Origin of the sequence: Sphingobium xenophagum NBRC 107872, from assembly GCF_000367345.1 — a bacterium.
Taxonomy (GTDB): Bacteria; Pseudomonadota; Alphaproteobacteria; order Sphingomonadales; family Sphingomonadaceae; genus Sphingobium; species Sphingobium xenophagum.
Genome location: NZ_BARE01000001.1, coordinates 205,948 through 218,009 on the forward strand (window position 1 = coordinate 205,948; position 12,062 = coordinate 218,009).

General features: G+C 65.4%; 8 protein-coding genes. 1 reads left to right on the plus strand and 7 read right to left on the minus strand.

What is annotated here, in order from left to right:
• Positions 1 to 24: 24 nt before the first annotated feature.
• From SX1_RS01090 to SX1_RS01105, 4 genes are all read right to left on the minus strand, one after another.
• The gene (locus SX1_RS01090; protein ID WP_019051557.1) at positions 25 to 3,129 is read right to left on the minus strand and encodes an efflux RND transporter permease subunit; all 3,105 of its coding nucleotides are present in this window, start codon (positions 3,127 to 3,129) and stop codon (positions 25 to 27) included.
• 9 nt (positions 3,130 to 3,138) lie between these two features.
• A complete protein-coding gene (locus SX1_RS01095; RefSeq protein WP_017182194.1) occupies positions 3,139 to 4,182 on the minus strand; it encodes an efflux RND transporter periplasmic adaptor subunit in 1,044 nt (347 codons plus the stop codon).
• 89 nt (positions 4,183 to 4,271) lie between these two features.
• A complete protein-coding gene (locus SX1_RS01100) occupies positions 4,272 to 5,009 on the minus strand; it encodes a TlyA family RNA methyltransferase (protein ID WP_019051558.1) in 738 nt (245 codons plus the stop codon).
• Entirely contained in the window at positions 5,009 to 7,033 is a 2,025-nt protein-coding gene (locus SX1_RS01105; protein ID WP_019051559.1) for a protein-disulfide reductase DsbD family protein, read from the minus strand. The genes SX1_RS01100 and SX1_RS01105 overlap by 1 nt, the downstream gene beginning before the upstream one ends.
• A 76-nt stretch (positions 7,034 to 7,109) precedes the next feature.
• On the opposite strand from SX1_RS01105, the gene SX1_RS01110 reads away from it, so the two are divergent.
• The gene (locus SX1_RS01110) at positions 7,110 to 8,738 is read left to right on the plus strand and encodes an alkaline phosphatase family protein (RefSeq protein ID WP_019051560.1); all 1,629 of its coding nucleotides are present in this window, start codon (positions 7,110 to 7,112) and stop codon (positions 8,736 to 8,738) included.
• Positions 8,739 to 8,798: 60 nt separating this feature from the next.
• On the opposite strand, the gene SX1_RS01115 is transcribed toward SX1_RS01110, so the two are convergent.
• From SX1_RS01115 to SX1_RS01125, 3 genes are all read right to left on the minus strand, one after another.
• Entirely contained in the window at positions 8,799 to 10,121 is a 1,323-nt protein-coding gene (locus SX1_RS01115) for an ATP-binding protein (protein ID WP_019051561.1), read from the minus strand.
• Positions 10,118 to 10,828 carry a response regulator gene (locus tag SX1_RS01120; protein ID WP_006961535.1) on the minus strand — a complete coding sequence of 237 codons (711 nt, stop codon included), beginning with the start codon at positions 10,826 to 10,828 and terminating at the stop codon, positions 10,118 to 10,120. The genes SX1_RS01115 and SX1_RS01120 overlap by 4 nt, the downstream gene beginning before the upstream one ends.
• A 218-nt stretch (positions 10,829 to 11,046) precedes the next feature.
• Complete coding sequence (locus SX1_RS01125) at positions 11,047 to 11,862, minus strand: TorF family putative porin (protein WP_019051562.1); 816 nt, start codon at positions 11,860 to 11,862, stop codon at positions 11,047 to 11,049.
• Positions 11,863 to 12,062 lie beyond the last annotated feature (200 nt).

The window sequence follows — 12,062 nt, forward strand, 5'->3', positions numbered from 1 at the left end:
CGGCAACGCTTCTCCACGCTCATCCTATTCGGCTGGATCGGGCGAATCCTTCAACGCCGAATCCAGCTTGCGACCAACGGTTTGCGGAGAAACGGTCCGCTTCGCAACACGCGAATAGAATATGGGGATCAGGAATAATGTTATCAGCGTCGCCAGACTGACCCCGAACACGATGACCACGCCGATCGAATTGCGCGCAGCAGCGCCAGCGCCCCCGCGAATCACCAGCGGAACCGCGCCGATGACCGTGGCGATCGACGTCATCAGGATCGGCCGCAAACGCCGGGTCGCCGCCTCGCGAATGGCCTGCGCCACCTCCATGCCCTCGTCGCGCAACTGGTTGGCGAATTCGACGATCAATATGCCGTTCTTGGCCGCCAGCCCGACCAGCATGACGATGCCGATCTGGCTGTAGAGATTGACCGATCCGCCCGTAACGATCAGCCCCAGCACACCGCCCGCCACCGCCAGCGGCACCGTGGCGATAATCACGCCGGGGTGAATGAAACTTTCGAACTGCGCGGCCAGCAACAGATAGACGATCAATATGGTGAGGCCGAAGATCAGCCAGATCGACCCGCCGGTTTCGCGCAAGGACTGGCTTTCGCCGCGATAGCCGATCGCCAGCACTTCCGGCGACTGGCGCGCTTCATTTTCCAGAAAGGCGAGCGCCTGCCCCAGCGACGTGCCGGGGGCCAGCGCTGCTGACAAAGTGATCGCGCGCAGCTTGTTGTAGCGGTTGAGCTGGCGCGGCCCGGCGACTTCGCGCACGGTGACCAGCGCCGACAGCGGGACGAGCGCCCCTTTGTTCGCGCGCACCTGAATCCGCTCCAGATCGGCGAGCGTCTGGCGTCCCTCCTGCTCCGCCTGCACCAGCACGCGATATTCCTCGCCCCGGTCGACATAGGTGGTCACGCGGCGCGACCCCAGCAGGCTTTGCAACGCCTGGCTGATGTCGTTCACCGACACGCCCAGATCGCCCGCGCGCTGCTGGTTGACGTCGATCCGCATCTGCGGCTTGGTTTCCTTATAGTCGCTGTCCAGGTTGATCAGCCCCGGATAGTTGGCCGCCGCCGCAAAGACGCGATCGCGCGCCGCCACCAGCCCTTCATAGGTCGAACCAGCGAGCACGATATTGACCGGCAGCCCGCGCCCGCGCCCCAGGCCCGACCGGGGGGCGGCGTTGCCGCGCACGCCGGGTTGCTCGGCAATCACCTTGTTGATGATGGTCGCGACTTCCGCCGTCGTGATCGTGCGGTCCTCCCATGGGCGCAGGAAGGCGATCACGTTGCCGCTGTTGAAATCGTCCGACGTGCCGAAACCGGCGGGGGTGCGGACGACCAGATTCTGGAGCGTCCCGTCTTCCCGCAGCGGCGCCAGCGCCGCTTCGATCTTGCGCATATAGGCCAGCATCCGGTCATAGCCGGTGCCCTCCGGCGCGCTGATCTGGCTGTCGACGACGCCGGTATCCTCCGCCGGCGCCAGTTCGCTCGGCAGCAGGGTGAACATCCCCCCGGCAAGCACCAGGAACAGTCCGACGCCGATCAACGGCAGCAGCGGCTTGCGCAGCACATGATCCAGCCAGCGGGAATAACCGCCCTCCAGCCGCTGGAACCGGGCATCCACCCAGCGCGCCAGTCGCCCGCGTTCGGCATTGTTGAGCAGCTTGGAACAGAGCATCGGCGCCAGACTGAGCGATATGAAGCCCGAAAAAGCGATGGCGGCGATCATCGCGACCGCCAGTTCGCGGAACAGCAGCCCGGTCTGCCCCGCCAGGAACATCACCGGCACGAACACCGCGCACACAACCAATGTGGTGGAAATGATCGCAAAACCCACCTGCCGCGTACCGAGATAGGAGGCGACCAGCGGGTCTTCTCCCTGCTCGATCCGATGATAGACATTCTCCAGCACGACGATCGCGTCATCCACCACCAGCCCGATCGCCAGCACGAAGGCCAGCAAGGTCAGCAGGTTGATGGACAGGCCAAGCAGCCACATGACCGCGCAGGTCGCCAGCAGGCAGATCGGCACGGTGATGGCGGGAACGATCGTCGCACGCACCGATCCCAGGAACAGGAAGATGACGAGGATGACGAGCAGCGCCGCTTCAAGCAGCGTGTCATAGACGTTGTCGATCGCGCGGCTGATGAACAGCGACTCGTCGGAGCCGACCGCCACCCGCATCCCCTGCGGCATGTTCGGGCGCAATTGCTCGACCAGCGCCTTGGCCTTGTCCGCCACCTCCAGCGTGTTGGCGCCCGATTGCCGCACGATCCCCAGGCCGATGGCCGTCCCCGCGTTGGAACGGAAGCTGCTATAGGGGTTTTCCGCCCCTTCCTCGATCCGGGCGACATCGCCCAGCTTGACCTGATAGCCATTCGCGCCCCGGCCAACGACCAGCTGGGCGAACTCGTCGGGCGTGGCGAAGGGCCGCTCGACGCGCAGCGTCTGGTTCTGATCCTTCGATTCAAATCGACCGGCAGGCAGTTCGACATTCTGCGTGCGCAGCGCATTTTCGACGTCGGCTGGCGTCAGGCCGAAGGCCGCAAGCCGTTCGGCGTTCATCCACACACGCGTCGATGGACGCGCCTCGCCACCGATCGTGACGCGGGCCACCCCGTCAATGGCGGAAAACCGATCGGCGATGTTGCGGTCGATATAGTCGCTCAGCTGGATTTCGCTCCAGCCGGGGCGGGAAAAGGACAGGAACAATATCGGCCGCGCATCCGCATCCACCTTGCGGATTTCGGGCGCCAGCGCCTCTTCCGGCAAATCCTCCACCACCGATCCCACCCGGTCGCGCACATCGTTCGCCGCAGTGTCGATGTCGCGAGAGGGATCGAATTCGATGCTGATGTCGGACGTGCCGTCCTGGGATGTCGACGTGATGGTGCGAATGCCCTGAACGCCTGCGACGGCATCCTCGATCAGCTGGGTGATCCGGGTTTCGACGACCGAAGCGGCAGCACCCGTGTAGATGGTCTCCACCGACACGATCGGCGGGTCCGTGTCAGGATATTCGCGCACCGACAGGCTGAGATAGCCGACCACCCCGACGATGCAGAGCAGGATCGCGATGACCGCGGAGAATACCGGGCGGCGGACGGACAGGTCGGACAATTGCATGGCGGTGCCCTACCCCGCCGATTTGGAAGACGGCGCAGGCTTGTCCCCCGCCAGCCGCACCGGCACGCCATCGCTCAGCTTGACGACGCCATCGGTCACCACCTGCTGGCCCGCCTTCACCCCGCCCAATATCTCGACCAGCCCGTTTTGCCGCAGCCCGGTATCGACCTTGACCCGCTTGGCCTTGCGATCCTCCACCACGAACACGAAGCGATCCTCGCCATCGCCCACCACCGCCAGTTCGGGCAGCGCGAGCGACTGGCGCTGGCGCGACACGATGCTGACGGTCAGCAACATGCCGGGTTTCAGCGCATGATCAGGATTGGGCAGGATCGCGCGGACACGCACCGCGCGCGTGGCGGGGTCGATCACCGGGTCGATGGTCGCGATCGTGCCGTTGAACGGCCGGTCGGGCCAGGCGGCGGACACGGCGCGGATAGTCTGCCCTTCGCGAATGGTCGACAGGCGGGTTTCGGGCACGGTGAAGTCCAGCTTGATCCGTGAAATGTCGCTGACCGTGGCGATGGCCGTGCCCGCCGTCACGATTGCGCCGGGCGACACGGTGCGCAGGCTGAGCCAGCCGCCAAAGGGCGCGCGGATCACCCGGTCGTTGATCGCGGCACGACTCTGATCGGCACTGGCCTTGGCTGCGTTGGCCAGCGCAAGTTGCTGGTCCAGCAAGGCGGCCGTGGCAAAGCCGCGCGCCTTTAGCGCCTGCACCCGTTGCAGTTGCTGTCCCGCCTGCAATGCCTGTGCCTGCGCCGCGGCCAGTTCGGCCTGTTCCTGCGCGATCGCCATGGTCGCGATCACCTGCCCTTTGGCGACATAGCCGCCATCGGCGAAGTTGATCGAAGTGACCCGTTCGGTCACGGGCGCGGACAGGATCACCTGTTCATTGGCCAGCGCCGTGCCGACGGCATCCAGCGTATCGGCAAAATCCGCCTTCGCAATCGGCGCTGCCTCGACCAGCGCGGCCTGGCGCGGCTTGGATGTCTTGTCGCCACTGCAACCGGCAAGGCATAGGGCGGTGATAAGAAACAGGGATTTGCGCATGGTGGAGGGCTATCGGGCCTTTCGATGCGACACAACATGGCCTTTTGTCGCAAGATGTAACAACGTCGCAAATAACGAATACAGGACGCTTATCCACCAAGCCGGGCATAGAGTAAAAATTCGACATTGCCCTGCGGTCCCGTGATCGGGCTGGGCGTGATGCCGATGGTGGTCCAGCCCTGCCCCTCTATCCACGCGCGCACGTCCTGGCAGACACGATCATGGATCGCCGGATCGCGCACCACCCCGCCTTTGCCGACCTCCTCACGTCCCGCCTCGAACTGCGGCTTGATGAGCGCCACCAGCGACGCGCCGGGCCGGGCGAAGGTCAGCGGCCGTTCCAATACCTTGGCAAGCGCGATGAAGCTGGCGTCGCACACGATGATGTCGATCGGCTCGGCAATATGGGCCTGTGTCAGGATGCGCGCGCTGGTCTGTTCATGCACGATGACGCGCGGATCGCTGCGCAACTTCCACGCCAGCTGATTGGTGCCGCTGTCCACCGCATAGACGCGAACCGCGCCATTGGTCAGCAGCACGTCGGTAAAGCCGCCGGTCGAGCTGCCCACGTCCAGCCCTACCATGCCAGTCACGTCGATGGCATATTCGGCCAGCGCATGGGCCAGCTTGATGCCGCCGCGCGACACCCAGGGGTGGTCCCGGCCCCGTACGTCCAGTTCGGCATCGGGCGCGACCTGCTGCCCGGCCTTGTCGATCTTCCTGTCGCCCAGAAAGACGAGGCCAGCCAGGATCAGCGCCTGCGCGCGCGCGCGGCTTTCCGCCAGCCCATTGTCGACAAGCAACTGGTCGGCGCGAATCTTCGCCATCAGCCCACCAGCGCCGTCAGCGTCGCGGGCGTCAGCAATTGCGGCAGCGTCTGCGCGTCCTTGCCCGGCGCATACCAGAGATAGAGCGGCACGCCCGACCGGCCCTGACCTTCCAGAAAGCGGGTGATCGCCGGATCGGCATTGGTCCAGTCGCCGACCATCACCGTCACACCCCCCTTGTCGAAGGCGGCGCGGGTCTCGGCGCGGTCGATCGCGGCGGCTTCATTGGCCTTGCAGGTCAGGCACCAGTCGGCGGTGAAATAGAGGAATACCGGCTTGTTCGCCGCGCGCAGGCTGGCCAGCCGCGCTTCGTCGAACGGCAGCGCCGCCCCCTCCTGCGCGGCGGCGGCAGGCGCGCGCGACGGCAGCAGCGCCGCCGCCCCGCCCAGCACCGCAAGGGCCGCCAGCGCCACGATCCAGCCGCCGCCCCGCCCGGCCCGCTGTCGGCTGCCCAGCCACCAGAGCAGCAGCACCAGCGCCAGCATCGCGGCCAGCCCGATCGTCATGCCCGTCACGCCGCGCTGTTGCCCCAGCAGCCATGCCAGGCCCAGCGCGGTCAGGAACATCGGGATCGACAATATCTTCTGGAACCGCCCCATCCACGGCCCCGGTCGCGGCAGCCGTGTGCGCAGCGCGGGAATATAGGCCAACAGCAGGAAGGGCAGCGCCAACCCCAGCCCCAGCCCGGCAAACACCGCCAGCGCGGCGGCCAGCGGCAGCACCAGCGCCGCGCCCATCGCCGCGCCCATGAATGGCCCGGTACAGGGCGTCGCGACGAAGGCGACCAGCGCCCCGGTCCAGAAGGCGCCCGCCATGCCGCCCTTGCCCGCCAGCCCCTCGCCCCCGCCGACCGCCTGCAATTCGAACAGGCCCGAAAGATTGAAAGCGATCGCGCCGACCAGCAACAGCAGCGTCAGGATGATGCGCGGGTCCTGCAACTGGAACGCCCAGCCGACAGCCGCCCCCGCCGCGCGCAACGCGAGCAGCGCTGCGCCAAGCGCCAGGCAGGTGGCGATCACCCCGGCGGCATAGGCGATCGCTTCGCGCCGCACGGTCCGTTCATCGCCCCCAGCCTTGGCCAGTTTCATGGCCTTAAGGCCCAGTATCGGGAAGACGCAGGGCATGATGTTGAGCAGCAACCCGCCCAGCAGCGCCCCGCCCAGCGCGATCAGGATCGCGCCGGTCACGCCGCCGCCCGATGCCGCCACCTGGCCGGGACGGGCCGTCAGCAGAAAGCCGACATGGTCGCCCGTGGCCAGCACCGCCTGCACCGCGCCGCCCTTGCCGCCCTCGCCCGCATCGGTTTCCACCAGCAGCCGGTCGCCATCGCGGGTCACGCTCTGCGGCGCGGCATAGCGCGCCAGCCCTTCGCCCAAGGGAAACAGATGCACCTGATCCGCCTGCGCATCGGCGGGAAAGGGTACGGACAGGCGCAGCTTGCCATCGGCAATCGCGTAGGTCGCTTCGGACCCCAGCGGCCGCGGCAGATGGCTGCGCCAGGCGTCGAACCGCGCCCGATCGGCTGCCGCCACCTGCCCGTCGCCCGCGACCAGATCCAGCGCCATCTCGCCACTTTCCGGCACGCACACCTTGTCGGTGCAGGCCAGCCATTGCGCCTTCACCCGCACCGGCAGGCGCGTGCCTGCCGCGACATCGGGCGCAACCGTCAGGGTCGCCAATATGCCATAGGGGCCTTCATACACATGGTTCATCAGGCCAGAAATCAGCAGCGTTTCGGGCACCGGATAGCGCAGGCGACCGACGCTCACGCCCTTGGGCAATGTCCAGCTCACCGTCATGCCAAGGCCCGCGTCGCCCGGATTTTCCCAATAGCCGTGCCATCCCGCTTCCGGCACCATGGCAAAGGCTATGTTCGTCGTCTTGCCCGGTGCGGGCGTGGCGCTTTCGGCCACCAGATGCGCGGAAATATGCGGCGCACCGCCCCCGAACGCGCCCTGCGCCTGCGCGCCTGAAACCCCGGCCAGCAAAGCCAGCGTCATCAATATGACATGAAAAATCCGCATCGGGCCTCTGGTCGCGTGGGTGTCAGCGGGCTAGGTCGGGTGACGTTCGCCGTCAAGGCTGGAGAAGGTAGAGTAGATGTTGAGAAAAGTCGCCACAGCTCTGCTGCTCGCCACCGCGATCCCGGCCACGGCCCAGACGACGCCGCCCAAGCTGATCGTCGCCATATCGGTCGACCAGTTTTCCGCCGACCTGTTCAGCGAATATCGCCAATATTATAGCGGCGGCCTGAAGCGGCTGACGCAAGGGGTCGTGTTCCCCAAGGGCTATCAAAGCCATGCCGCAACCGAAACCTGCCCCGGCCATTCGACCATCCTGACCGGCAGCCGCCCGTCGCGCACCGGGATCATCGCAAACACATGGTTCGACCTGTCGACCGCGCGAGAGGACAAGGCTGTCTATTGCGCCGAGGATGAAAGTCAGCCGGGCAGCAACAGCGGCAATTATGTCGCCTCCCCCATTCACCTGAAAGTCCCCACATTGGGCGGCCGGATGAAGATCGCCAACCCCACCACCCGCGTCGTATCGGTCGCGGGGAAGGATCGCGCCGCGATCATGATGGGCGGACCGACCGCTGATCAGACATGGTGGATCGGCGGCGCGCAAGGCTTCGTCAGCTACAAGGGCGTCGTCACCCCGCCACTGGTGGCGAAGATCAACGACGCTTTTGCCGCGCGCCTGGCCCAGCCCAATGCGGGATTCGACCTGCCGCAGCAATGCGTGGCCAAGGATTTCCCGGTCGCGATCGGCGCTGGCAAGAGCGTTGGCACCGGGCGCTTCGCGCGCGCAGCCGGTGATTTCAAGGCCTTCCGCGCCTCGCCCGAACAGGATGCGATGACGCTTGTGCTGGCTGCTGGTGCGATCGAAAGCATGGCGCTGGGCAAGCAGGCGCAGACCGACATCATCTCGATCGGCCTGTCGGCGACCGATTATGTCGGCCACACCTACGGCACCGAAGGCACCGAAAGCTGCATCCAGATCGACCGTCTGGACCGCGAACTGGGCGCTTTCTTCGACCGGCTCGACAAGGATGGCATCGACTATGCGGTGGTACTGACCGCCGACCATGGCGGCCACGACCTGCCCGAACGTCACCGCGAAAATGCCATGCCGATGGAAAACCGTGTCGACGCGGCATTGACGCCCAAGGCGCTGAGCGCGACGATCGGGGCCATGACCGGCCTGTCCGGCAAGACGCTGATCTGGGGCGACGGCCCGGCGGGCGACCTTTATATCGACAAGGGGCTGACTGCCGCCCAGCGCGCGAAGGTGGAGGCCGAGACGCTCAAGCTGCTGCGCGCGCATCCGCAGGTCGAGGCCGCCTATACCAAGGCGCAGATCGCCGCCGTCCCATCCCCGTCCGGCCCGCCGGAAAGCTGGTCGCTGCTACAGGAAGCGCGCGCCAGTTTCGATCCGGCGCGGTCGGGCGACATCCTGTTGCTGCTCAAGCCCCGGATCACGCCGATCGTCGATCCGACCAAGGGCTATGTCGCCACCCATGGCAGCCCATGGGACTATGATCGCCGCGTGCCCATCCTGTTCTGGCGCCATGGGCTAACCCATTTCGAGCAGCCGCTGGGCGTGGAAACGGTCGACATCATGCCGACGCTGGCGGCTCTGATCGGCCTGCCCGTCCCCAAGAGCGAGATTGATGGCCGTTGCCTGGATCTGGTGGCGGGTGAAGGGAGCAGTTGCCCCGCGCAATGACGAGGCTTTGGCCGGGCTATTCCGGTTCGCGCCGCGAATATCGCTCGCGGCCGCGGTTTCTCATTTGCCCGAAGGCAGGAACAGGCAGATTTCAGCGCGCAAGCCCCCTTCGGGCCGGTTCGCGAGCGTCAGCTTGCCGCCTTCGGCATCGACCGCCTTCTGCACGATCGCCAGCCCCAGCCCCAATCCGCTGGTATTGCGCTGGCGCGCGGTGTCGAGCCGGGCAAAGGGTTTGAGTACGGCGTCAAGCTGGTCGCGCGGGATGCCCGGTCCATCATCATCGACGCGGATCAGCACCTCATTCCCTTTGCGCTCCAGGCTCACGCGGGCGCGCTTCCCATAATGCAGCGCATTTTCGATGAGGTTGCGCACCGCCCGGCGGAGCGATAGCGCCCGCACCGCCAGTTCCAGATGATCCGGCCCGGCATATTCGACATCATGGCCATGGTCCTGAAACGAATCGACGATCGTCGCGACCGTGACTGCCAGGTCCGTACGCACCGCAGGCTCGGGGTCTTTCTCACCGCCCAGAAAATCGAGCAGCGATTCGATCATCTGCCCCATTTCCTCCAGGTCGCCATCCATCGCCTCGCGCGTTTCCCCGTCGGGCACCGTTTCCAGCCGCAACTGCAGCCGCGCCAGCGGCGTACGCATGTCATGGCCAACCGCCGCCAGCGTCTCCGTCCGTTCATCGATCAGACGATGGATGCGGGTCTGCATCACGTTGAACGCGCGGATCAGGTTGCGCACATCGTTGGTGCCCGCTTCTGGCAGGATCACCTCGCGCCCCAGGCCGATCTGCTCGGTCGCGCGGGTCAGGTCGCGCAGCGGGTCCAGCGTCTTGCGGATCAGAACCCAACCCGCAATCAACAGCGCCAGCACGGGAATGAGCGCCATCCCCATCCGTCCGATGGTGAAGGCCCATTTGCCCCCGCCATGATGCATGCCGAAATAGAGCCAGCTGCCATCGGGCAATTGCAGCCCGCCATTGATTTCCGAATGGCGGCCCGGCGACGCGAGCCGCAGCCACAGGCGGGATCGTTCCAGACTGGGTTCCCAGGCGATGATCTGCTGGCGCATCCGCTCCAGTTCGGGCGACAGGGGCGGCGGCGGTGGCGCAGCGGGCGACCAATGCACGTCATAGCGGTCCGTGGTCAGCTGAACGCCCATCGTGCGCCGCTCCTCGACCGGCTGTTCGGTCAGCAGCTTGCGCGCGATCACCAGATGCTCGGCCAGCCGCCGCGCCTCGTCATCCTGCAAGGATAGCTGGCTGGCCCGCTCGTACATCAGCGTGCCAACGGCAAATTCCAGCGTCACCGTCAGCAAAAGGATCGCGAAAATGCGGCCGACCAGCCCCAGCGATCCTTTGAAATGCCGTTTCAAGCGCGGCTGACCTCAGCATTGAACATATAGCCGACGCCTCGCACGGTGGTGATGGGCGCTGGCCGATCCTCGGTGGTCAGCTTGCGGCGCAAGCGGCTGACCAGTACGTCGATGCTGCGGTCGCTGCTGTCGCCCATGCGGGTGCGCGACAATTCTATGAGCCGCTCACGCGCGATCACCCGCTGCGGATGACTGAGGAAGCTGCCCAGTAGGTCGAATTCCGCGCCCGTCAGGTCGACGATAGCGCCCGTGGGCGACCGCAGTTCGCGGCGGGGGAAATTGACCACCCAATCGTCGAAGCGCGCTTCATTTTCGCGATGATCGTCCGGCCCGCGCTCCAGCCCGACACGGCGCAGGATGGCGCGGATGCGGGCGATCAGTTCGCGGGTGCCGAACGGCTTGGGCAGATAATCGTCCGCGCCCAGTTCCAGCCCGACGATACGATCGGTCTCGCTGCCCTTGGCGCTGATGAAGATGATGGGAACATCGCTCTTGCGCCGGATCTGGCGGCACAGGTCTATGCCGTTGGTGCCCGGCAACATGACGTCCAGCACGACCAGGTCGACCGGCCCGGCATCGAACGCCACCCACATTTCCGGTCCCGAAGAGGCAGGACGGACCTGATAGCCATGTTCCTGCAACGCCCGCGCGGTCAGCGTACGCAGCGGCGGGTCGTCCTCGACCAGGATGATGGTGGGGGCGGTCATGATGGGAACGACAGGACGTTGGTCATGTCAGCAGGGATAAGGTCGCCCGTAACAGGGGTCAACCATGAGACGCTTGGGAAACGAACTGCAAGCGCGACAGCAACAATTTGTCATGCCCGCGACATCGGCGGATTGACGCGGCACGACAGGTTGCGCCGGGCCTGCGTGACAGGCCCGGCGCATCTGGATCAGAAGGCTGCGGTCAGCGAGAAGACGACCTAGCTACGTGCGATCGACTTGCCGACATCCTTGCTGTCACCCGACACCATGAAGTTGGGGCGCAGGTAATTTTCCTCGACGCGCGCAATGTCGGTATCGACATAGGCGACGCCCAGCGTCAGCGGCGTGCCGGGAATGGCGACGTCCGCGCCGACCAGCCAGTCGAGATATTTGCCGGTCGGGGCAATCGACGTGCCGTTCGGGCCAAGGCCGGGGTTGCCGTTCGACCAGCCCATATGCGCCTTCAGCGAGACAGGTGTGTTGGGGATGGCGCCGCTCACGTCAGCCCAGACGTAGAGGTTGTCTTCCTTGTCGCCCGGGTTGAAGATCGTACAAGCCGCGTCGCTGCACACATTACCCAGTGCTTCCTGCTTGGGCGCATAGGCGACGCCAACCAGACCCTTGACCGGACCAACGGTGCTGGACAGCTTGACATAGGGTTCGGCGAAATCGGTCGTGTCGGCACCCGACGGATACATGTACCAGGTCAGACCGACGTCGAGCGTCGCGCTGCCCAGCGGAATGGCGTAACCGGCGAACAGGTCGAGTTCCATGTTGGAACCACCGAAACGGCCCCAGCCGCCCAGGTTCGATGCCCAGGTGCCGACATAGGCGCCGCTTTCATGCGTGGCGGTAATGCCGCCCTGAACGGCCATGCCCTTGTCCGTCTGCGACACGCCACGGAAGCGATAGTCGGAAACCAGGGCAACGCTGCCCGATACGGTGATGGGACCGGCAGGTTCTTCCTGCGCGAAAGCCGGGACGCTCGACATAAGGGCGAGGGCGGCGGTAGCGATCTTATACTTCATGAACATTCCCCTTTACGAAAGAATGTTCCGTCCTGCGTCCACTGGCCCGAAAGTCTGTTGCTGCCGCTTCCAGTGCCTGTGGTCGACGTCTGACTAATTCTCAAATGCCCGACAGGCAAACAGGTTTTTCTCGCATATGCGAGATGTTGGAAATTGCTGTGACATAAAAGTAACGATTTGACCGTCGCCCTCGCCGCTCTGAAACG

Bases quoted from the DNA above. Each gene is read 5' to 3' on its own strand.
- SX1_RS01095 (WP_017182194.1), bottom strand. From the start codon at position 4,182: ATGCGCAAATCCCTGTTTCTTATCACCGCCCTATGCCTTGCCGGTTGC.
- SX1_RS01105 (WP_019051559.1), bottom strand. From the start codon at position 7,033: ATGCGGATTTTTCATGTCATATTGATGACGCTGGCTTTGCTGGCCGGG.
- SX1_RS01110 (WP_019051560.1), top strand. From the start codon at position 7,110: ATGTTGAGAAAAGTCGCCACAGCTCTGCTGCTCGCCACCGCGATCCCG.
- SX1_RS01090 (WP_019051557.1), bottom strand. From the start codon at position 3,129: ATGCAATTGTCCGACCTGTCCGTCCGCCGCCCGGTATTCTCCGCGGTC.
- SX1_RS01120 (WP_006961535.1), bottom strand. From the start codon at position 10,828: ATGACCGCCCCCACCATCATCCTGGTCGAGGACGACCCGCCGCTGCGT.
- SX1_RS01100 (WP_019051558.1), bottom strand. From the start codon at position 5,009: ATGGCGAAGATTCGCGCCGACCAGTTGCTTGTCGACAATGGGCTGGCG.
- SX1_RS01125 (WP_019051562.1), bottom strand. From the start codon at position 11,862: ATGTTCATGAAGTATAAGATCGCTACCGCCGCCCTCGCCCTTATGTCG.